This is a genomic window from Desulfovibrio piger (assembly GCF_012843875.1).
Taxonomy (GTDB): domain Bacteria; phylum Desulfobacterota; class Desulfovibrionia; order Desulfovibrionales; family Desulfovibrionaceae; genus Desulfovibrio.
In genome coordinates this window covers 1-21,339 of sequence record NZ_JABAFY010000040.1, presented here as the reverse complement: position 1 = coordinate 21,339, position 21,339 = coordinate 1, and the positions used below count along the sequence as shown (strand labels likewise).

General features: G+C 66.3%; 16 protein-coding genes. 5 read left to right on the top strand and 11 right to left on the bottom strand.

Annotated elements, in window-relative coordinates:
• Nucleotides 1-198: 198 nt before the first annotated feature.
• From gcvPB to HF854_RS09605, 11 genes are all read right to left on the bottom strand, one after another.
• Complete coding sequence (gene gcvPB / locus HF854_RS09655; protein ID WP_168936092.1) at nt 199-1,650, bottom strand: aminomethyl-transferring glycine dehydrogenase subunit GcvPB; 1,452 nt, start codon at nt 1,648-1,650, stop codon at nt 199-201.
• On the bottom strand, nt 1,647-2,978 hold the full coding sequence (gcvPA, locus tag HF854_RS09650; protein ID WP_168936091.1) for an aminomethyl-transferring glycine dehydrogenase subunit GcvPA: 1,332 nt from the start codon (nt 2,976-2,978) through the stop codon (nt 1,647-1,649). Before gcvPA ends, gcvPB begins: the two co-directional genes overlap by 4 nt.
• Before the next feature lie 77 nt (nt 2,979-3,055).
• Nucleotides 3,056-3,439, bottom strand: a complete 384-nt coding sequence (gcvH, locus tag HF854_RS09645; protein ID WP_040369793.1) for a glycine cleavage system protein GcvH — start codon at nt 3,437-3,439, stop codon at nt 3,056-3,058.
• Between the two features lie 234 nt (nt 3,440-3,673).
• Nucleotides 3,674-4,756: a glycine cleavage system aminomethyltransferase GcvT gene (gcvT, locus tag HF854_RS09640; RefSeq protein WP_168936090.1), complete on the bottom strand. Its 1,083-nt coding sequence runs from the start codon at nt 4,754-4,756 to the stop codon at nt 3,674-3,676.
• A 145-nt stretch (nt 4,757-4,901) separates the two neighbouring features.
• Nucleotides 4,902-5,882 carry a lipoate--protein ligase gene (gene lplA, locus HF854_RS09635; protein ID WP_168936089.1) on the bottom strand — a complete coding sequence of 327 codons (981 nt, stop codon included), beginning with the start codon at nt 5,880-5,882 and terminating at the stop codon, nt 4,902-4,904.
• A 741-nt stretch (nt 5,883-6,623) separates the two neighbouring features.
• A complete protein-coding gene (locus tag HF854_RS09630) occupies nt 6,624-7,838 on the bottom strand; it encodes a bifunctional 3,4-dihydroxy-2-butanone-4-phosphate synthase/GTP cyclohydrolase II (RefSeq protein WP_168936088.1) in 1,215 nt (404 codons plus the stop codon).
• Nucleotides 7,839-8,014: 176 nt separating this feature from the next.
• A complete protein-coding gene (locus HF854_RS09625; protein ID WP_168936087.1) occupies nt 8,015-8,641 on the bottom strand; it encodes a YkgJ family cysteine cluster protein in 627 nt (208 codons plus the stop codon).
• Nucleotides 8,631-11,783, bottom strand: a complete 3,153-nt coding sequence (locus tag HF854_RS09620; protein WP_168936086.1) for an efflux RND transporter permease subunit — start codon at nt 11,781-11,783, stop codon at nt 8,631-8,633. Before HF854_RS09620 ends, HF854_RS09625 begins: the two co-directional genes overlap by 11 nt.
• Before the next feature lie 141 nt (nt 11,784-11,924).
• Complete coding sequence (locus HF854_RS09615) at nt 11,925-12,665, bottom strand: sulfite exporter TauE/SafE family protein (protein WP_168936085.1); 741 nt, start codon at nt 12,663-12,665, stop codon at nt 11,925-11,927.
• A 348-nt stretch (nt 12,666-13,013) separates the two neighbouring features.
• On the bottom strand, nt 13,014-13,499 hold the full coding sequence (locus HF854_RS09610; RefSeq protein ID WP_168936084.1) for a tRNA (cytidine(34)-2'-O)-methyltransferase: 486 nt from the start codon (nt 13,497-13,499) through the stop codon (nt 13,014-13,016).
• Between the two features lie 269 nt (nt 13,500-13,768).
• The gene (locus tag HF854_RS09605) at nt 13,769-15,505 is read right to left on the bottom strand and encodes a hydantoinase/oxoprolinase family protein (protein ID WP_168936083.1); all 1,737 of its coding nucleotides are present in this window, start codon (nt 15,503-15,505) and stop codon (nt 13,769-13,771) included.
• 410 nt (nt 15,506-15,915) lie between these two features.
• Between HF854_RS09605 and HF854_RS09600 the strand changes: the two genes are divergently transcribed.
• The 5 genes from HF854_RS09600 (at nt 15,916) to HF854_RS09580 (ending at nt 21,267) form a co-directional block, all read left to right on the top strand.
• Nucleotides 15,916-16,836, top strand: a complete 921-nt coding sequence (locus HF854_RS09600; RefSeq protein WP_006007938.1) for a branched-chain amino acid transaminase — start codon at nt 15,916-15,918, stop codon at nt 16,834-16,836.
• A 60-nt stretch (nt 16,837-16,896) separates the two neighbouring features.
• Complete coding sequence (gene dnaX, locus HF854_RS09595) at nt 16,897-18,894, top strand: DNA polymerase III subunit gamma/tau (protein ID WP_168936082.1); 1,998 nt, start codon at nt 16,897-16,899, stop codon at nt 18,892-18,894.
• A complete protein-coding gene (locus tag HF854_RS09590; RefSeq protein ID WP_006007936.1) occupies nt 18,887-19,198 on the top strand; it encodes a YbaB/EbfC family nucleoid-associated protein in 312 nt (103 codons plus the stop codon). The genes dnaX and HF854_RS09590 overlap by 8 nt, the downstream gene beginning before the upstream one ends.
• A 3-nt stretch (nt 19,199-19,201) precedes the next feature.
• Complete coding sequence (gene recR, locus HF854_RS09585) at nt 19,202-19,810, top strand: recombination mediator RecR (RefSeq protein WP_168936081.1); 609 nt, start codon at nt 19,202-19,204, stop codon at nt 19,808-19,810.
• A gap of 641 nt (nt 19,811-20,451) precedes the next feature.
• A complete protein-coding gene (locus HF854_RS09580; protein WP_168936080.1) occupies nt 20,452-21,267 on the top strand; it encodes a ZIP family metal transporter in 816 nt (271 codons plus the stop codon).
• The last annotated feature ends 72 nt before the right edge of the window (nt 21,268-21,339 follow it).

The following is a 21,339-nucleotide window of genomic DNA, read 5'->3' as shown; positions in this document are numbered from 1 at the left end:
CCCCCCCCCCCCCCCCCCCCCCCCCCCCCCCCCCCCCCCCCCCCCCCCCCCCCCCCCCCCCCCCCCCCCCCCCCCCCTACTCCACGGCTCCCACAACACCCATCCCCCAAAAACAACGGCGGCCCCGAAAGGCCGCCGTGACGAAGGCATGACACGCGGAAGGCCTCGCCCTCACAGAGGGCACGGCCGTCCTGCCTGTTATTCCATATCTTCCGTAAGGATCATGTGGCGCGCGGCCGCGGTCTCGTCCAGACGGCGGACGGGCATCTTCACCGGAGCATCCAGCAACTGCTGGGGATCGGACTTGCCCAGGGCCACGATCTCGCGCAGGGCCTCGATATAGGCATCCAGGGTCTGCTTGCTCTCGGTCTCCGTGGGCTCGGCCATGAGGCATTCATGGACGATGAGCGGGAAGTAAACCGTGGGCGCATGGAAACCGCGATCCAGCAGGGCCTTGGCGATGTCCAGGGCGCGCAGGCCTTCGGGCGCGGAGGCCACGAACTCGTGGGCGCAGATACGGTCGAAGGGCACATCGAGCACGCCTTCCAGCTTCTTGCGCAGATAGTTGGCATTGAGGCTGGCGAACTCGGCCGCGCGGGTCAGGCCCTCGGCGCCCAGACGCATCATGTAGGCCAGGGCCTTCAGCACCACGGCGAAACTGCCGTAGAAGGGACCGATGTGGCCGATGCTCTGCGGCAGGTCGTAGTCCAGGGCGTAGCTGCCGTCTTCGGCCTTGCGCACACGCGGCGCGGGCAGGAAGGGCAGCAGGCGCTCGCCCACACCCACGGGACCGCAGCCGGGGCCACCACCGCCGTGGGGCGTTCCCAGGGTCTTGTGGACGTTGAGGTGCACCACGTCGAAGCCCACGTCGCCCACACGCATCTTGCCCAGGATGGCGTTCATGTTGGCGCCGTCGTAGTACAGCAGGGCATCTTCGCGGCGCAGCACTTCCACGATGCGCGGCAGATGCAGCTCCAGCAGGCCCAGGGTGTTGGGGTTGGTCATCATCAGACCGGCCACCTGGTCGGGATATTTGGCCATGGCTTCTTCAAGGGCGGCGGGGTCCACCATGCCGTCACGCGAAGGCACGTTGACGATCTCGAAGCCCGCCAGCACGGCCGAGGCGGGGTTGGTGCCGTGGGCCGAGTCGGGAATGAGCATCTTGGTGCGGTTGCGGCCCTTGGCCTTGTGGTAGGCGGCGATGAGCTTGACGCCGGTATATTCGCCGTTGGCCCCGGCCATGGGCTGGAAGGTGAAGGCCTTCATGCCCGTGACCTCGCACAGCCACTGTTCGGCGTCATACAGGCATTGCAGGGCGCCCTGGGCCAGTTCGCCGGAAAGCTGGGCCAGCAGGGGATGCATGCGGGCAAAGCCCGGCAAGGCGGCCACGTATTCCGTGAACTTGGGGTTGTACTTCATGGTGCAGGAGCCAAGGGGATAGAAATTGGCATCCACGCTATAGTTGAGCTTGGACAGATTGGTGAAGTGGCGCACCACGTCCAGTTCGGAGCATTGGGGCAGGCGCGGCGAGCTCTTGCGCAGCAGGGCTTCGGGCAGCATCTGCGCGGCGCGGGGCGCGTCGTCGTCCACAGGCAGGGCCAGACCGGGAGCGCGGCGGCCTTCTACGGATTCGGCAAAGATGGTTTTCACAGCAGACCTCCCAGCTTTTCGACCATGGCATCCACCTGCGCACGCGTGTTGCATTCGGTGCAGGCCAGCAAGAGCACATCATCCATGCCCGCATAGGCACGGCCCACAGGATAACCGGCGGCCACGCCCTGACGCAGCAGGGCCTGCACCACCTCCTCGGCGGGACGCGGCAGACGCAGGGCCACTTCGTTGCCGAAGGGCGCGTCATTGAGCAGCGAGACACCGGGCAGGGCCGTGAGCTTTTCCACCGCGTAGCGGGCCAGGGCCATGCCGTGCTCGGCCACGCGGGCCAAGCCGTCCGGGCCCACCAGCGAAAGGTACATGAGCGCGCGCAGAGCGCACAGGGACTGGTTGGAGCAGATGTTGGACGTGGCCTTGGCGCGGCGGATGTGCTGCTCGCGGGCCTGCAGGGTGAGCACATAGCCGGTGCGGCCTTCCAGATCCGTGGTGCGGCCCACGATACGGCCGGGGAACTGGCGGATATGCTCCTTGCGGCAGGTCATGATGCCCAGATAGGGGCCGCCGAAGCTCAGGGGCTGGCCCAGGCTCTGGCCTTCGGCCACGGCGATGTCGGCGCCCATCTCGCCAGGGGTCTTGAGCACGGACTGCATGACCGGATAGACGGAGATGACGCCCAGGGCCTTGCAGGCGCGGGCATGGGCGAAAAGCTCGCTGAAGTCGGCCACGGCGCCGAAGAAGTTGGGGTTCTGCACCAGCACGGCGGCGCAGGTGGCGTCCACGGCGGCCTTGAGACCTTCCATGTCGCTCAGGCCGTCCTTGTGGGGCACGGTCACCAGGGTGATGTCCAGGCTGGAGGAGTAGGTCCCCAGCATGGCCCGCCAGATGGGATTGATGCACTGGTCCACCACCAGCTTTTTACGGCGGGTGGCGCGCACGGCCATCATGCAGGCCTCGAACAGGGCCGTGCCGCCGTCATAGACGGAGGCATTGGCGCAATCCATGTCCAGCAGGCGGCTCACCGCGGTCTGGTATTCGAAGATGGCCTGCAGGGTGCCCTGCGAGCATTCGGCCTGATAGGGCGTGTAGGAGGTATAGAACTCGCTGCGACCGGAAAGGGCGTCCACGGCGCGGGGCACGTAATGGGCATAGAAGCCCGCGCCCAGGAAGGAGACAGCGGGCGAGACGTTGGCGGCGGCCAGGTCCTCGAAGTAGCGGCACACGGCAAATTCGCTCTGCCCCTTGGGCAAATCGAAATGTTTGGGGCGCATTTCAGGCGGAATGTCCGCAAAAAGGTCATCAAGGTTGCGCACACCCACGACGGAGAGCATTTCCTGCACTTCGTCCGGCGTATGGGGAATGAATGGCATAGGGGAGCTCCTTGCAGCGAAGGCTGCCGTGCTGGTGGAAAAAAGGCGGCAGGGCCAGGGCCCTGCCGCTCCACGGACTAGTGCTGCTCGTTCTTGCAGTGTTCTTCGTAGGCCGCGGCGTCCATCAGGCCTTCGGGCTGGGCGGATAGCTTCACGCGCACGATCCAGCCGGCGCCGTAGGGATCGCTGTTCATGACTTCGGGAGCGTTCTCCAGCTCGGTGTTCACGGCCACCACCGTGCCGCTGACGGGCGAGATCAGGTCGCTGGCCGCCTTCACGGATTCCACGGCGCCGAACTCGCTGCCGGCGGTCAGTTCGTCACCTTCGGCGGGCATGTCCACATAGGTGATGTCACCCAGGGATTCCTGGGCGAAATGGGTGATGCCGAGGACAGCTTCTTCACCGTTGACTTTGGCCCATTCGTGGGACGCACTGTACAGGAGGTCTTCGGGATTGCTCATGGTCTTCTCCTTGGTCCGGGGCGATGTGCTGTCCCGGAAGTTGATGTCAGCATCTGTGGCGGGGCGAGGGGCCCCGGCAGTCCGCCATCCGCATGGTGCTGCCGGGCCTCCCCTGCCCTGCCGGGATCTTTCCTGAAATATGGCTGGAGTACCGTCTTTCTTCGTCCGGCCGCGCCGGACAAGGGACGGCGGACAGGCTCCGTACCGGCCCGCAAAAGCCGGGACGTCCCGTGCCTAGGCCAGCTTCTGGCGGGCCGTGCCTTCCTTGTAGAAGGGCGCTTCGGTGACCGTGGCCTTGAGCTGGCTGCGCGAGGCCTGCACCAGATAGGTGGCGGCATCGGCCTTGTCGGCGTCGGCCCAGGCAAAGGCCACCACATGGCCCAGCGAAGGCGCGAACGAACCGCTGGTGACCACGCCCGCCGGGGTGCCGTCTTCCAGCAGGAGCACATCGCCGTTGCGGGCGGCGCGGCGGCCTTCGATGCTTAGGGCCAGCAGTTTCTGGCGCACTTCCTGCGCGCCTTCACGGCCCACATACGGGGCGGTGCTGGTCAGCATGCGGCCCATGCCCGCCTCGGCCGGGGTGTGGTTCTCGTCCAGCTCGTGGCCATAGAGGGGCAGACCGGCTTCCAGACGCAGGGTATCGCGCGCGCCAAGGCCCACAGGCTTGACCCGCTCATCGGCCAGCAGGGCTTCCCACAGGGCCTGGGTCTGTCCGGCAGGCACGTAGAGTTCGAAACCCAGCTCACCGGTGTAGCCGGTGCGGCTCACCAGCAGCTCGCAGCCCTGCCAGGCCTCGCTGCGGAAGCCGAAATAGGGCATGTCGCGCAGGCTGCGGCCCAGCAGGGTCTCCAGTACGTCCACGGCTTCTGGGCCCTGCAGGTCGATCTTGCCGGTCTGCTCCGAGATGTCGGTCAGGGCCACGCCTTCGGGCAGGCGGGCACGCAGGGTGGCAAAGTCCCCGGCGGCGCAGGCGGCATTGACCACCACCATGAAGTCGTCCGGGCCGAAACGGTAGACGATGCAGTCATCCAGCACCGTCCCCTTTTCCGTCAGCAGGAAGCCGTAGCGGCAACGGCCAGGGGCGAGCGTGGCCAGGTTGTGGCTCACGGCGGCGGCCAGCGCCGCATCGGCACCGGCGCCCCGGATGCGGAACTCGCCCATATGGCAGATATCGAACAGACCGGCATGCTGACGGGTATGCTGGTGCTCCACGAGGATGCCCTCATACTGGATGGGCATCAGCCAGCCCGCGAAAGGCGCCATCTTGGCGCCGTGGGCCACATGCCAGTCCGTGAGCGGGGTCTTGAGTTCGGCCACGGTTCCTTCCTCCTTTCCGGCGCGGCTCCGGCCGGATGACGGATGGCACGGTCAGGACAGGGCCCGACCGGCCTGATGTTAGCGCAGAGAGGTCGCTCCTCCCCGAAGCGTGCGGGACCTGTCCCGGAACGCCCGGAGGGATGGCCTACAACGTCGTGAAAAACTGCTCCATGCGCTGCGGATCGCAATGGGAAAAATATTCCTGCCAGGCCACCCCGTTCAGGGCCCCGGCCAGCGCGTCGCTCCGGCAGCGCACCCCGCGCAGGCGCTCTTCCAGCCCGGCGATGTCCGCGGCGGCGAAAAAATCCCCGCAGATGCGGCAGTCCCGGACCATGCCGTCCCGCACGTCCAGGCGCCAGTCCACCAGCCCCCAGGGGAAACGTTCGCGCCGCTGCAGGGTGAAGGCCGGCGAGGCGCCGTAATTCCAGTCCCAGCTGCGGTATTTGCGTTCCGCCAGTTCTTCCGCCGCCCGCAGCACCTCCGGCTCCAGGCTCCCCTCCCCGTCGGCGCAGTGGCGCAGCAGCGCGGCCCGCAGGTCTTCCATGCCGCTGCCCGGCGTCCAGAACTCGGAGATGTTGGCCACCCGTGAGCGTACCGAGGCGATGCCCTTGGAGCGGATCTTGTCCGGGTCCACATGCAGGGCCTGCACCAGCTCGCCAAAATCCAGCGATACCAGCAGGGTGCCGTGATGCAGGATGCGTCCCTGCCGCAGGGATTGCGCGCTGCCCGAGATCTTGCGGCCCCCGGCTTCCAGATCGTTGCGTCCGGTAAGGGAGGCCTGCACGCCGAGCTCGGCCAGCGCCGCGCAGACAGGACGCAGGTAGCGCGCGAAGTCCACGGTCTTGCGCCCGTGCGCATTCTCCATGAAGGAAAAATTGAGGTTGCCCAGATCATGATAGACCGCGCCGCCGCCGGTCATGCGGCGCACCACGGGCAGGCCGCGCCGGCGGACGAAGTCAGCGTCGATCTCGTCCAGCGTGACCTGATGGCGTCCCACGATGACGCTGGGGGCGTTCTGCCAGAGCAAAAACAGGCCCGGATGATCCGCGGGCAGCCATTGCAGCAGGCATTCTTCAAGAGCGAGATTGAGAGCAGGATCGGTGGAAGAAAGGGAAAGAAACTGCATGGGACGCTCCTGAAAAGACAGCCGACCGGTGCCGGGTCCGGCATAAAAATAGCATAGCTGCAGGGGCCCAACAAGAAATATTTCAGAAAATACTTTGTGAAATATGGCGTGAGGTCGAGCCCATGCCCGTCTGACGGCAAGGGCGGCACAGGCCGCCTCCTGCCATCCCGAGACAGTGCAGGAGCATAACCTGCTGTAAGAAAAAAGGGAACGCCACCTTCCGGCACGCCCGGAAATATACGCCCATTCCAAAAGGCCGCACACGGGACCGGGCGCAAGGCTGACGCCGCTGTGCCATGTTTGGATGCAGAGGTGAAAGGGAATCATCCTTCTCAGGAAAACGATGTTCGCCAACGCAGTCTCACGCATACTATCCGCATACTGCGTCGATTTTTCCTGTTTATTTTTTGCAATACCAATGCAGGAATAAAGAGAGAACAGGAAAAAAACATCACTCTATCAGAAGACAGACTGTCATAAAAAATAATTTATGCAATCATGTGAAATGATTTTCTTATAAAATTTTTTTTAAATATCTTATAAATTTCATCTATCGATTACAAACATTCATCTGTGATGGCGGGTACATCTTCGCGCCATCAGCCCCGTTTGCCCCTGCGGCCCGGCCATGGCAGGGCCCGATCCGCTCCTTCCGCAGCCGGGGATGGAGCAAGGGCACAAAAAAAGCGGGGAAGAGGCACAAGTCCTCTTCCCCGCCATGCGGACGCTTCGTCCTGCGGCCTAGTGGCAGCGGATGCCCGTCAGCAGATGGGCCATCTTTTCCTTCTTGGTGCGCAGGTAGGATTCGTTTTCGGGGCAGGCTTCGATCTCGATGGGCACGCGTTCCACGATCTCCATGCCGTAACCGGACAGACCCACGATCTTCTTGGGGTTGTTGGTCAGCAGGCGGATCTTGGTGATGCCGAGGTCCACGAGGATCTGGGCGCCGGTGCCGTAGTCGCGCAGGTCATCGGGGAAGCCCAGCTTGCGGTTGGCTTCCACGGTGTCGTAGCCCTCGTCCTGCAGGGCATAGGCGCGGATCTTGTTGGCCAGGCCGATGCCGCGGCCTTCCTGACGCATGTAGAGCAGCACGCCGCGGCCTTCCTTTTCGATCTGGCGCAGGGCGGCGGCCAGCTGGCCACGGCAGTCGCAGCGCAGGGAGCCCAGGGCGTCGCCGGTGAGGCACTGGCTGTGCACGCGCACCAGCACGGGTTCGGGCGTGGTGATGTCGCCCTTGACCAGGGCCAGATGGGTGCCGGGCTCGCGGTCGCTCTCGTAGGCGTAGACCGTGAAGTCACCGTACAGGCTGGGCAGGTGGGCCTTGGCATCGCATTTGACGGACACCTGGCCGCGACGTATGCGGTAGCAGATGAGGTCGCGCACGGAGGCGATCTTCAGGCCGTGCTCGGCGGCAAAGACTTCCAGGTCGGGCATGCGGGCCATGGTGCCGTCGTCCTTCATGATCTCGCAGATGACGGCGGCGGGCTTGAGACCGGCCAGACGGGCCAGGTCCACGCTGCCTTCGGTCTGGCCGGCGCGGGCCAGCACGCCGTCGGGACGGGCGCGCAGGGGGAAGACGTGACCGGGGGTCACCAGGTCGTCGGGACGGGCGCCGTCGGCCACGGCGGTCTTGATGGTGGTGGCGCGGTCGGCGGCGGAGATGCCGGTGGTGATGCCTTCGCGGGCCTCGATGGACACCGTGAAGTTGGTGCCGAAACGCGAGCCGTTATGTTTGGCCATCAGGGGCAGTTGCAGCTTGTCGGCCATTTCGCCGGACATGGGCAGGCAGATGAGACCACGGCCGAACTTGGCCATGAAATTGATGGCTTCAGGGGTCACGAATTCGGCGGCCATGGTCAGGTCGCCTTCGTTTTCCCTGTCCTCATCGTCCACAAGAATGATCATTTTGCCCTGCCGGATCTCGGCAATGGCTTCTTCAGTGCTGCACAGAGGCATGTCAATTCCTTGGCTTGTGCCGTACGGGACGGCGTTATCTTCGTTTGTGCCTAAAGGTAGGGCCGCTCTGCCGTCCTGTCAACGGGGGACGCGCTTTGGGGCCGGGCCGTGGCCGGGCATGCCCTCCGCAGGGAGCCCGAAGGCGGGCAGGGGCATCCGGCGGCCCGGAGCCGCGGCTAGCCCTCGTTGCGGGGCAGATCGCGCAGGGGCTGCCCCAGCAAAAAGGGCAGTTCGGCTGCCGTCAGCGCGCCGCGCTCCACACAGAGCTGGCGGAAGGCGGCGTCGTACCGCTCCATGGCCGCGGCGGCCTCACGGTCGCCCATGTCCAGCAGGACGAAGTACTGGCGCACGTCGCAGGCTTCCTCATGGGCCTGCACCAGCTCCTCCCACAAACGGCGCTGCGCGTCGGGCAGGGGCAGCAGGGCGATGGCCGCCCGGCGGTCCAGGGCCGGGACGTCCCGCAGCAGGGCCTCCAGCGGCCGGGTATCCTCGCAAAACAGCACGCCGCACTGCACGGGACGCCGCTCATAGATGGTACAGCCCGTGCCGGGCGCATAGGCCAGGCACTGCCACGGATGCGGGGCCTTGCCCGTACCGGCCAGTTTGATCATCTCGTTCTCCAGCTGGGCCAGGCCGCCGCCCATGCCGTCCTGCCGGGCCCACTGGCCGCGACGCAGGCAGACGAGCATCTCCGGCTTCAGGGCGCCCGAGGACAGCAGCGGGGCATCGTCCCGCAGCAGGCCGGGCCCGCCCAGTTCACAGCAACGGCCGCAACGGCGGCACACAGGCGCGTTATCCGGCATGGCTGCCTTCCTCCTTCTCATGCTCGGCGCGGGCGGCACGGTTGGCCTCGAAACGCTGTCCGAAGCGGCGGGTGAGCCAGCGCGAGAAGTCTTCCATATAAGCGTAATACACGGGCGTGATGTACAGGGTCACCAGCTGGGAGAAGCACAGGCCGCCCACCACCGCCAGGCCCAGGGGACGGCGGGCCTCGGCGCCGGCACCCATACCGATGGCGATGGGCAGCGCGCCCATGAGGGCCGCCATAGTGGTCATCATGATGGGACGGAAACGCACATGACAGCCTTCGGTGATGGCGTCCAGCGGCGTGTGCGAGGGGTCATGACGCTGGGCTTCCAGAGCGAAGTCCAGCATCATGATGGCGTTCTTCTTCACGATGCCCAGCAGCATGATGACGCCCACGAAGCCGTAGAGGTCCAGCGGCTGGCCGAAGATCCAGAGGGTGAACAGGGCCCCGAAGCCCGCCGACGGCAGGCCGGAAAGGATGGTCAGCGGGTGGATGAAGCTCTCGTAGAGGATGCCCAGCACCAGATAGATGACCACGATGGCCAGCAGGAGCAGCCAGCCCATGCCCTTGAGCGAATCCTGGAAGGCCTGGGCTGTGCCCTGGGACTTGGCGCTCACCGAGTCGGGCAACAGCGGCAGGCTGACGCGTTCCACGGCGGCCACGCCTTCGCTCAGGGCCACGCCGGGACGCAGGTTGTACGAGATGGTCACGGCCGGGAACTGGCCGTCATGGTTCACGGCGATGGGGCCCACGCCGGGGCTCATCCTGGCCACGGTGGACAGAGGCACCAGCTCGCCGCTGGAAGAGCGCACATACAGGCGCGTCAGGGCGTCGGGGTTGCGCTGGAAGTCTTTGCGCACCTCCACGAAGACCGTGTAGTCGTTGGTGGGCGCGTAGATGGTGGAGACTTCGCGCGAGCCGTAGGCCGTCTGCAGGGCCAGCTCGATCTGCCCGGCGCTGATGCCCAGGGCCGAGGCGCGGTTACGGTCGATGGTCACCCGGATCTCGGGGTTCTTGAGCTGGAGGTCGCTGTTGACGTCCTGGATCTCCGGCACCTGGCGCAGGGCGGCCTCCACCTTCTGGGCACATTCGAAGAGCTCCTGCATATTGGTACCGGTGAGGGTGTACTGGTACAGGGCCTTGGTGGAACGCCCGCCGATGTTGATGGCCGGCGGCACGCGCAGGAAGACCTGCATGGCCGGCGAGGTGTTGAGCTCGCGGCGCAGGCGCTGCACCACGGTCTGGATGTCCGGACGCTCGCCGTGGGGCTTGAGGTGGATCATGAGCGTGCCGTTGCTCATGCTCTGGCTGCTGCCCACGATACCCACCACGGAATTGAAACGGTCCACGTGCGGGTTGTTGCGCAGCACCTCGTCCAGCTTGTGCTGGGCCTTGACCATGCCTTCAAAGGAGATGCCCTGCTCCGCCTCGGTGGTGGCCACCACAAAGCCCATGTCTTCGCTGGGCAGGAAGCCCTTGGGCACGATGACGCCCAGCCAGCCGGTGGCCAGCAGCAAGAGGAGCGAGAAGATCAGCGTGGTGCGGCGATGCCGCAGCACCACATCCAGGGAGCGGGCGTACTTGTCGGCCAGCCATTCGAAGGCGCGCTCCAGCTTGCCGTAGATGCCCTCATAGCCCACGCGGTGCTTGCTGCCCGAATGGCGCAGGAAGTAGGCGCAGAGCATGGGGGTCAGGGTCAGGGAGACCACGCCCGAGAACAGGATGGCCGTGATGATGACCACGGCGAACTCGTAGAACAGACGGCCCACGATGCCGCCCATGAACAGTACCGGGATGAACACCGCCGCCAGGGAGACGGTCATGGAAAGGATGGTGAAGCCGATCTCGCCCGAGCCGTCATAGGCCGCCGTGAGCGGGTCCTTGCCCATCTCCTGGTGGCGGACGATGTTCTCCAGCATGACGATGGCGTCGTCCACCACAAAGCCCACGGCCAGGGTAAGGGCCATGAGCGACAGGTTGTCCAGGCTGAATCCCATGGCCAGCATCACCGCAAAGGTGGAGATGACCGACATGGGCAGGGCCAGGCTGGGGATGATGGTAGCCGGCAGGTTGCGCAGGAACAGGAAGATGACCAGCACCACCAGGAAGACCGTCAGCACCAGGGTGAACTTCACCTCGGCCACGGACTCGCGGATGGATTCCGAACGGTCATAGAAGATCTCCAGCTTGACCGAGGGCGGCAGCTGGCGGGTCAGGCCGGGCAGCAGGGTCTTGATGTCGTCCACCACCTGCACGGTGTTGGCGCCGGGCTGGCGTTCCACGGCCAGCATGATACAGGGCTTGCCGTCATCCGCCCAGGAGAGCTGCTTGTCCTGCTCCACGCTGTCCACCACTTCGCCGATGTCCGAAAGGCGCACGGGCGCGCCGTTGCGGTAGGCCGCCACCACATCGCGGAAGGCTTCGGCGTCCTCCAGCTGGCCCGAGGCCTTGATGGCGCTGGCACGCCGCTCCCCTTCCAGCGACCCCGTGGGCAGCTTGCTGTTGGCACTGCTCACGGCGTCGGCCACTTCGTCGATGCCCAGCCCGCGGCTGGCCAGGGCGTCGGGGTCCACCCGCACGCGCACGGCGTATTTCTTCTGCCCGTAGATGACCACCTGGGCCACGCCGCTGACCATGGAAAGACGCTGCCCCACCAGGGTATCGGCATATTCGTTGAGCTCATACAACGGCAGGGTCGGCGAGCTCACGCGCAGGTAGAGGATGGGGAAGTCCGCCGGGTTGACCTTGCGGAAGCTGGGGTCATTGGTCATGTTGGTGGGCAGACGGCGCTGGGCCAGACCGATGGCGGCCTGCACGTCCAGGGCCGCGGCATCGATATTACGGTCCAGGGCGAACTGGATGGTGATGCGTGTTCGGCCCGTGGCATTGACGGACGAGATGGAGTCGATGCCCGCGATGGTGAAAAATTCCTTTTCCAGAGGCGTGGCCACGGAGGCGGCCATGGTCTCCGGGTCGGCGCCGGAAAGGTCGGCGCGCACCTGGATGGTGGGGAAGTCCACGTTGGGCAACTGGTTGACCGGCAGGTTCACATAACTGGCAGCCCCGAAGAAGAGCATGCCCAGCATGATGAGTGCCGTGGCCACGGGTCGACGGATGAAAAGGGCAGCGATATTCATACGCTGCAGCATACCTGCCCGTCACGCAGGACACAAGCGGGCGAGCCTGTGGCCCGCCCGCACAAATGTTGCGTCTGCAACGGTATTTTATTTGAGATTCAAGGGGATTATCCCCACAAAACGGCCCGGGATTTTTTTCTGCTAAAAACAGCCCGCCTGGCGCAGGAAAAGAAAGGCCCCCAGACCGATGCACAGGGCGCCGATGACCTTGCGCAAAAACGGTGCCGACACGCGCTGGGCCATGGCGATGCCGCCCAGCAGGCCCACCACCTGCACGGCGCACAGGGCGGGCAGCAGCATCCAGTCCACATGGCCGCCCATCATGTTGCCCACGCTGCCGGAAAACGAGGTGGCGATCTGATAGGGCATGGACAGGGCCACGGCATGGATGGGGGAATAGCCCACCAGCACCATCCAGGGGATGGAGGCCACAGGGCCGCCCGCGCCGGTAAGCCCGGCCATGAAGCCCGTGGCGCCGCCGATGACCGCCCTGCCCTTCCAGCCCAGCCAGAAGGGGCTGCCCTTGCGGCCCGGTTTGGGCGGACGCAGGGTGCAGGCACCGGCAAAGACGATGATGACCGCCAGGATCATGACCAGCGGTCCGGCATCGATGCGGGCATTGACCAGCGCACCGGGCGCAGCACAGACGAAGCTGCCCAGGGCAAAGGGCACGGCCTCGATGAAACGGTAGTGCCCGTTCTTGTGATAGAGCCATGTCCCCACGAAGCCCGTGCCGATGAAGGAGGCCAGCGCCGTCCCCATGGCCGTGTGCGGCTCCAGACCGCTCATGAGGATGAGCACCGGCGGCACCAGGATGCCGCCCACCCCGGCCAGCCCCACAAGAAAGCCCACCAGCAGGCATACCAGCAAAACAACGATCATCACGACCCCCGGATGTGCAAAAATCGATGCGGCACGCTGGCCGCACCTTCTATGCCTTATTCTCCTTTTTGGCCCTGCTGGCAAGATACGGCGCGAATGTTGCGCGGATGCGTCCCCAGCCTTCCCCGAGGCTCAAAATACGTTGCATCCGTGCATCATAAAAAGGCAATAGATTCTTTTTACTGATAGGTTCCGCATACCCCCGACAGCGCGCCCGCCCTGCAGGAGAGCACGGCAGGCGCGCCGTCCCGGCAAAAGGCATGAAAAAAGGCAGGGATCATACCCTGCCCGTATGGCTTTAGGAAAGACCGCCCCCTGCCCCGCGGGGCTATGGCGCGCAAAGCCGGATCACTGCCATTCCGGGCCCTCCATGAGCCCGCAGGAACTCATGGCCGTGAACAGCACGATGCCCGCAGCCGTGGAAAGGTTGATGCTGCGCACGCTGTCCTTGAGCATGGGGATGCGTACCTTGTACGGGGAGCGCTTCAGGATCTCCGGCGGCAGGCCGCGCGTCTCGGGCCCGAAGACCAGGCAGTCGTCCGGCGCGAAGGCGAAGTGCTGCAAAGGCTCCCCGCCCCGGGCCGAGGTCAGCACACAGCGCGGCGGCGTACCGCCGTTCTCCGCCGTGGCCGCGGCCAGCCAGCTGTCCCAGTCCGGCCAGACATCCATGCGCACATGCGGCCAGTAATCCAGCCCGGCACGCTTGAGGTAGCGGTCTTCCAGCTTGAAGCCCAGCGGCTCGATGAGGTTGAGGTGGATGCCCGTGGAGGCGCACAGGCGCGCGATGTTGCCGGTATTGGGCGGGATCTCCGGCTCGAACAAGACGATCTTCATAGGATGGCGTCCCTTGTTGATGACGACGGTAACTAAAGTGTGGCGGGAAGAGGGCTTTTGAAGGGGACCACTTCCTCGCGGCAGCGGTCTGCTGACGCTCCTCCCTGCCCGCCGGCCACGCGGAGGCGTCACGGGCATGGACAGAGAGGCGGAGGCTCCCCCAAAACGAAGGGCCGTATCCGCTGGCGCCGGCCTTGCTGGCATGGGCAACGGGCAGGGGACTCCTCTCCCCCAAAAACGATACGTACCGGCCGGGAGAAGCGTCCCGCCTACCCGGCGGTCCCCACCTGTCCGGTGATGCCCGGCACGGCCTGACAGCGCACGCGCATGTCGCGCGAGGCCCGGCCGCTGTCGTCCAGCACGGCAAAGAGGTCGGCTTCCACCACCTCCACCCGGGCACCGGCCGCGTCATGGGCGGCCAGCCGTTCTTCCAGCAGGGCCACGGCGCGTTCCTTCACGGTCTCCAGGGTGGCCGCACGCGGCAATTTTTCTTCCAGTTCCAGCGAGGGCACGCGCAGCAGGGCACGGCCGCTGTCGGCATAGACTTCCAGACCGGCGGTGGGCAGGGTCAGGGCCGCGCCCACGGCATTGGCCACCGGCGCATGGGGCGGACAGTCCACGGGCAGGGCCAGCCGTCCGGCCAGACGCTCGCGCAGACGCTCCGCCGGACCGCCCACCAGCCAGACCCGCTCCGGCGCGATGTCGCGCAGGCCGCGCAGGGCCGCCAGCGTGTAGACGGGGCGGGCATTGACGCCGTCCACCAGCTCGCGCACGGCCGCCGCCACCTGATCGAGGGCATCGGCCACGGCCCGGGCCGCCAGCTCTTCGGGCTCCATGCCGTGTTCCCCGGCCAGGGCCGCCACACCGCGCAGGGAGGCCGCCGCATCCCCGGAAAGATTGCCGGGCCGCTCCCGGTCACAGACGTTGAGGGCATCCAGCAGCGTGGGACGCGTGCCGCCGAACGCCATGGCCGGGCCTTCGCGCAGGGGACCGGTATGCACGCGGGCCTCCGCGCCCTGCCCTTCCACGCCCAGCAGGGAATCGCCGCCCACGCCGATGGACAAGGAGGCCAGCGAACGCACCAGCGTCCGGCGGCCGCGCACGCTCATGCCGTCACGGTCCACCACCGGCGAGCCCTGGGCGAACAGGGCCACGTCCGTGGTGGTGCCGCCCACGTCCAGCAATACGGAGCAGGCATCTTCCGCCACGGCGGGACACAGGGCCAGTATGCCCATGACGCTGGCCGCCGGGCCGGACAGGACGGACTGCACGGGTTCCTGCCGGGCCAGGGCCGCCGGGACGGCCCCGCCGTCGGCCTTGAGCAGACGCAGGGGGGCCCGGATGCCCGCTGCCTGCAGGCTCTGCTCCACGGCGGTCAAAAAGCCGTCCACGATGCGGGCCACGGCGGCATTGTAATAGGCCGTGGCGATGCGGCGCGGGAAATTGAGTTCGCCGGACAGGCTGTGCCCGCACACGGGCGCGAGTCCGGCAGCGCGCACCACGTCGGCCATGGCCAGCTCATGCGCGGCATTGCGGGGCGAGAACTTGCCCACGCAGGCCACGGCCCGCACGCCCTTCTTTTTCCAGGCGGCGCAGGCGTCGGCCAGGGGGCGGGTATCCAGCGGCGTCACTTCCACGCCGCGATGGTCCAGACCGCCGGGCAGGATGCAGACGTCGTCCCCGATGGCGAAACGGGCGGGCGCCAGACCAGGCCCGGCGCTCAGCGCCAGGGCCACGCGGTCGGCCCGGCCCTGCACCAGGGCGTTGACGGCCAGGGTGGTGCCCACGGTCACCCGGTCCGCGGCACGCAGGCGCGCCGGGCCCTCGGGGCCGAATCTTTCTTCCAGAGCCTTTTCCAGAGCGGCCAGTGCCGCACGCACCGAAGAGGGCAGATCTTCGTGGCAGGTGGGCGCCTTGGCCCCGGCCAGGATGCCTTCCGGCCCGCAAAGCACGGCATCGGTATGCGTGCCGCCCGCATCGATCCCCAGAAACGTCTGCGCTGTCATGCTGCCTCCACAGGCATCGCTGCCTGAAATGTTTGTCTGCTGGGTTGTAAACTTTCGTCCCGCCACTGACAAGCAAGGCCCGTCCACTGCCCTGACGGGGGGAATCCCCGGCCCGGCATACGGGGAGGGGCCGGAAAGACCGCCGGAGGATGCCCAACTGCCGCCGGGATGCAGGAAAGCGGCCCGGGATGCCCCGCCGGAAGGATGCCGGAGCTCCCCTCGCTGCGGCACGGCAGCCCGCGCCCGGTAGCGGGTTCCCGCCTCTTCCCGTTGCGGGCAGCGCATCTTCCTGCCCGCGGACGCTTGCCATACGCGGCGCTTTCCAGTAAATTTTTACCCTTCGGACAGGCCCCGCCGCGCGCGGAAGATCCGGCCTGGCCAATATCGCGGAATATATTGAGGAATGTATCATGCAAACGACCGATTTCATCTGGTTTGACGGCAAAATGGTCCCCTGGGCCGACGCCCAGGTTCACGTTCTCACCCATGCCCTGCATTACGGCAGCGCCGTTTTCGAAGGCATCCGCGCCTATGCCTGTGCTGACGGCACTTCCGCCGTTTTCCGCCTGAAGGAACACAGCCAGCGCCTACTCAATTCCGCGAAGATCCTGCGTCTGAACATTCCCTACACCGTCGACGAGATCAGCCAGGGCATCCTGGACACCCTGAAGGCCAACAAGATGAAGGAAGGCTACATCCGTCCCCTGTCCTTCGTGGGTGATGGCGAAATGGGCGTCTACCCCGGCAACAACAAGGTCCACACCATCATCGCCGTGTGGCCCTGGGGCGCCTACCTCGGCCCCGAAGCCCTGGAAATGGGCATCCGCGCCAAGACCAGCTCCTTCGCCCGCATGCACGTCAACACCCTGATGAGCAAGGCCAAGGCCGCCGGCAACTACGTGAACTCCATCCTGGCCAAGATCGAAGCCAAGGAAGACGGCTACGACGAAGCCGTGATGCTGGACACCAACGGTTTCGTTTCCGAAGCCACCGGTGAAAACATCTTCATCGTGCGTGACGGCATCATCAAGACCACGCCCTGGACCTCCATCCTGGGCGGCATCACCCGTGACTCCGTCATGAAGGTGGCCCGCGACCTGGGCTACACCGTGGAAGAACAGCAGTTCACCCGCGACGAGCTGTACATCGCCGACGAAGCCTTCTTCACCGGTACCGCCGCCGAGATCACGCCCATCCGCGAAGTGGACAACCGCACCATCGGCGCCGGCCATGCCGGTCCTGTGACCAAGCACCTGCAGAAAGAATACTTCGGCGTGGTCAAGGGCCAGAACGCCAAGTACGCCGACTGGCTGAGCCACTACACGTTCTAGCACTCTCTTCCGGCGCGCCTGTAACCTTCAGGGGGACAGGCGCGCCCTGCCGTTTTTTTCATGAAGCACCTCTCCCTCGCCGCAAAATACCGCCCCCAGACCTTTGCCCAGGTCGCCGGACAGGACATGGTCAAGGCCGTGCTCTCCCGTGCCGCCGCCGAAGACCGGGTCGCCGCCGCCTATCTGCTCAGCGGCACGCGCGGCGTGGGCAAGACCACCATCGCCCGCATCTTCGCCAAGGCCCTCAACTGCCGCCATGCGCCGGGCCCCGAGCCCTGCAACCAGTGCGACCAGTGCCGCAAGATCACCCAGGGCAGCCATGTGGACGTCACCGAGATCGACGGCGCCTCCAACAACAGTGTGGAAGACGCCCGCGCCCTGCGCGAGAACATCGGCTACGCCCCCATGGAGGGCCGCTACAAGGTCTTCATCATCGACGAAGCCCACATGCTCTCGCGCAGCGCCTTCAATGCCCTGCTCAAGACGCTGGAGGAGCCGCCCGCGCGCGTGGTCTTCATCTTCGCCACCACCGAGGCGCACAAGTTCCCCATCACCATCGTCAGCCGCTGCCAGCATTTCGTCTTCCGCCATCTGGGCGAGGACGCCCTCGTGCAGCACCTTTCCCAGGTCCTGAACAAGGAGAACGTCCCCTTCGAGGAAGGCGCCGTGCGCCTCATCGCGCGCCGGGCCGCGGGCAGCGTGCGCGACAGCATGTCCCTTTTGGACCAGACCCTGGCCCTGGGCGGCGACAACCTCACCAGCGCCGTGACCCGCGAAGTGCTGGGCCTGGCCGGACAGGAACTGTTCGCCGACCTCTTCGACGCCCTCCATGCCCGGGACTGCGCCGCCGTCTCCCAGCTGTGCGCCAGCCTGTTCCGCCAGGGGGTGGACATCGGATTTTTCGTGCGCGAGCTGGCCGGACATCTGCGAGACCTGTTCCTGCTGCGGCAGGGCGGCGAGGCCGTGGCGCCCACTTTGGGCCTGCCCGGCGAGGAGATCCTTTTCTGGCAGGGCCTGGCCCCGCGTTTCTCCGCCGGTCACCTGCACGCGGCCTGGCAGATGGTACTGGACGCCCAGCGCGGCATCGTGCAGAATCCCGAGCCGGCCGCAGCCCTGGAGCTGTTGCTGCTCAACCTGGCCCTGCTGCCGCAGCTGCTGCCTTTGGAGCGCATGGACAGCGTCCCGGCACCGTCCGCGCCCGTACAGGGGCATCCCGCTCACGACAGGCAGGAAGGCAGCCCCCTCCCGCCCCGGGACATGGGCCATGCCGCACCTGTCCGGGCCCCGGCGACCCGCGCCCGTGAACACGGGACCCCGGCGGAAAAGAGCGCCGCTGCCGGCAGCAGCGAACCCGCTCCCGAGCCTGCGCCCTCCCGGCAGCCCGGAAGTTGCGCCCGGCCCCAGCGGGAAATGCCCGCGGGACAGACAGCCCGTCCCGCGCGGGTGACGGAAACCTCGGCCCCGAAAACCGCCCAGCCCCGACCCGAGGCCCCGGAACATCCGGAGCATGTGGGGCCCAGCGAAGCGGGCATGATCGAAGCTGACGACATCCCGGCCGCCGCGCCGGTGGAACCTGCCCGGCCCGCAGCTCCGGCCGCCCCTGTGGCACCGGCCGCGACGACGGCCCCCGTGCCTCCGGCAGCACCTGCCGTGGAGGCGCGTCCGGCAGCCCCTGCGGCTGCGGAAGGCTTCCGTCCCGACTGGCAGGCCTTTTGTGATTTCTGCGCCCAGCGTCTGGAAAAGGGCGAGGCCGCGCCGCAGCTCCATCTGCTGCGCCAGTTGCGCGCCAGCTGGGAAGCGGACTGCCTGCGCCTGACTCCGCGGGCCGAGACCCTGCTGCATCAGACCGAGAAGCAGCGGCCCCAGCTGGAACAGGCCCTGGCGGCCTGGGGCACCGGGCATCTGCGCCTGGAGTTCGTGGCCCCGCGTCAGGCCCGTACCGAGGCGGAACTGATAGAAGAATTTCGGAACAGGCCCGAGATGCAGGCCTGCCTCCGTCTGCTCAACGCCAATATCGAACATTGTACCGAATCCAACCAAGGAGATACCCATGCGTAACATGAACGATATCCTGCGCCAGGCGCAGGTCATGCAGAACAAGCTGGCCAAGCTGCAGAACGAACTCAACGAACGCACCTACGAAGCCAGCAGCGGCGGCGGCATGGTCAAGGCCGTGGTCTCCGGCAAGCAGGAACTGCGCGGCCTCACCATCGACCCCAAGGCCCTGGAAGGCGGCGACGTGGAAATGCTGCAGGACCTCATCATGGCTGCCGTCAATGAAGCCGGCCGCATCGCCCGCGAGACCCTGGACCGCGAGATGAGCGCCATCTCCGGCGGCATCCGCCTTCCCGGCGTGTTCTAGGCCATGCACAGCCAGATTCCCGAACCGCTGCGCGCCCTGGTGGAACAGCTGGCGCGCCTGCCCGGGCTTGGCCCCAAGTCGGCCATGCGCGTGGCCATGACCCTGCTCAAGTGGCCCGAGGCCGAGACCCGGCGCCTGGGCAAGGGCATCCACGACCTGCGGGACAATCTGCACCTGTGTTCGCGCTGCGGCGGCCTTTCGGCCACCGATCCCTGTGACATCTGCAAGGACGAGAACCGCTCCCGGGACACGCTCTGCCTGGTCAACGAGTGGGACAGCATGCTGACCCTGGACGAAGGCGGCTTCTATCACGGCCAGTACATGATCCTCGGCGGCCTGCTGGCCCCGCTGGCCAACATGGACAGCGACAGCCTCGACCTCGACCGCCTCATCTCCCGGCTGGAGGAAGGCGAGATCCACGAGCTCATCCTGGCCCTGGGGGCCACCATCGATGCGGAGAACACGGCGTCGTTCATCAGGAACCTCGTCCGCAAGCGTTTTCCGCACATCAGGGTATCGCGTCTTGCCCAGGGCATCCCCCTGGGCGCGGAGGTCAAATACATGGACCGGGAGACATTGCGCCAGTCCCTGCAATACCGGCAGGATATCTAGCGCGTCCCGGCAATTTCCAGACGGGAAAGGGAGCCTTGCCCAAGGCGCCCTTTCTTTTTTTCATGCCCGGGAACGGCGGCGGCCCGTCCGCCCCTGTCCCGGAACGGGGATCTTCCCGCAGGGACGGCCAGCGCCGTCCCCTCCTTCCCGCACATACCGGGAAGGCGTCTTCATCACGCCGTCATGTACGCATGTCCGGTGGCTGCCGTTCCGGGGGGCGCGGCAGGCCGCAGGGATGCCGTTTTGCGGTGTGTTCCGTGGACCTTTCGCCTTACAGCCCCCCGCCGGTCATACCGACGGCCCCGGATGCCACGCCCGGCCTTTTGCCGAGAGTCTTGGCCAACGGGCACGGCCTGCGGCCCCATCCGGTCGCGCGTTGCTGTCGATGCCCGTAGTGGCCTCGCGGCCAACGGGCACGGCCTGCGGCCGCCTTCCGGTCGCGCGTTGCTGTCGATGCCCGTAATGGCCTCGCGGCCAACGGGCACGGCCTTACGGCCGCCTTCGGTCGCGCGTTGCTGTCGATGCCCGTAATGGCCTCGCGGCCAACGGGCACGGCCTTACGGCCGCCATCCGGTCGCGCGTTGCTGCAACAGCGCGTGACACATCGGGCCCGGTCTGACCAACCAGAAGGAGAATGTTCCATGGAAGCACTTTTTGGTCATCCCATCCTGCAGTCCCTGCTTGCCGGTATCCTTTCCTGGATCTCGGTCAGTCTGGGGGCCAGTGCCATCTTCCTGCGCCGCGAGTTTTCCCGTCTGGCCATGGACTGCATGCTGGGGGCCGCCGGCGGCATGATGCTGGGCGCGGCCTTCCTGGGCCTGCTGCAGCCCGCGGCCGAGATGGCCTCCCATATGGGCCGCCTGCATTTCATCCCCATCGTCTGCGGCCTCATGGCCGGTGCCGCCTTCCTCATGGGCCTTGACCATCTCCTGCCCCATCTGCACATCCGCCAGAAGCAGCAGGAGGGCCTTTCCACCAGCTGGCGCCGCAGCGTCCTGCTGGTCACGGCCATGGCCCTGCACCACATCCCCGAAGGCCTGACCATGGGCGTGGGGTACGGCGCCGTGGCCGCAGGCAGCACCCTGCCCTCGGGCGTGGCCCTGGAGATGAGCTCCGCTTTCATGGTCACCGGTACCACCCTGCTCCAGAACCTGCCCGAAGGCCTGGTGGTGGCCACGGCCCTGAGGGCCGAAGGTTTCTCGGCCAAACGGTCCTGGCTGTGCGGCGTCTTTTCCGGCTGTACGGCCCCCATCGGCGCCATCCTCGGTGCCGTCGCCTCCCAGGTGGCGGGCAGCCTGCTGCCCTTTGCCCTGGCTGCGGCGGCAGGCGCCATGGTCTATGTGGTCATCGAAGAGGTCATCCCCGAAGCCAATGCCTCCGGCAACGGCAACGCCGCCACGGTGGCCTGCATCGGCGGTCTCTGCCTGGTCATGAGCTTCTCCAGCCTGGTGGGCTAGATAGTGTCGTCAAATTCAAAAGTATGTTATAATCTCTTCACTTACAATGAGGAGAGACCATATGGCGGCACA

What these genes read in the sequence shown, in the direction of transcription:
- gcvH (WP_040369793.1), bottom strand. Translation starts at nt 3,439, where the DNA reads ATGAGCAATCCCGAAGACCTCCTGTACAGTGCGTCCCACGAATGGGCC.
- lplA (WP_168936089.1), bottom strand. Translation starts at nt 5,882, where the DNA reads ATGCAGTTTCTTTCCCTTTCTTCCACCGATCCTGCTCTCAATCTCGCT.
- HF854_RS09630 (WP_168936088.1), bottom strand. Translation starts at nt 7,838, where the DNA reads ATGCCTCTGTGCAGCACTGAAGAAGCCATTGCCGAGATCCGGCAGGGC.
- HF854_RS09580 (WP_168936080.1), top strand. Translation starts at nt 20,452, where the DNA reads ATGGAAGCACTTTTTGGTCATCCCATCCTGCAGTCCCTGCTTGCCGGT.
- HF854_RS09600 (WP_006007938.1), top strand. Translation starts at nt 15,916, where the DNA reads ATGCAAACGACCGATTTCATCTGGTTTGACGGCAAAATGGTCCCCTGG.
- dnaX (WP_168936082.1), top strand. Translation starts at nt 16,897, where the DNA reads ATGAAGCACCTCTCCCTCGCCGCAAAATACCGCCCCCAGACCTTTGCC.
- recR (WP_168936081.1), top strand. Translation starts at nt 19,202, where the DNA reads ATGCACAGCCAGATTCCCGAACCGCTGCGCGCCCTGGTGGAACAGCTG.
- HF854_RS09620 (WP_168936086.1), bottom strand. Translation starts at nt 11,783, where the DNA reads ATGAATATCGCTGCCCTTTTCATCCGTCGACCCGTGGCCACGGCACTC.
- HF854_RS09625 (WP_168936087.1), bottom strand. Translation starts at nt 8,641, where the DNA reads ATGCCGGATAACGCGCCTGTGTGCCGCCGTTGCGGCCGTTGCTGTGAA.
- HF854_RS09605 (WP_168936083.1), bottom strand. Translation starts at nt 15,505, where the DNA reads ATGACAGCGCAGACGTTTCTGGGGATCGATGCGGGCGGCACGCATACC.
- HF854_RS09590 (WP_006007936.1), top strand. Translation starts at nt 18,887, where the DNA reads ATGCGTAACATGAACGATATCCTGCGCCAGGCGCAGGTCATGCAGAAC.
- gcvPA (WP_168936091.1), bottom strand. Translation starts at nt 2,978, where the DNA reads ATGCCATTCATTCCCCATACGCCGGACGAAGTGCAGGAAATGCTCTCC.
- HF854_RS09610 (WP_168936084.1), bottom strand. Translation starts at nt 13,499, where the DNA reads ATGAAGATCGTCTTGTTCGAGCCGGAGATCCCGCCCAATACCGGCAAC.
- HF854_RS09615 (WP_168936085.1), bottom strand. Translation starts at nt 12,665, where the DNA reads ATGATCGTTGTTTTGCTGGTATGCCTGCTGGTGGGCTTTCTTGTGGGG.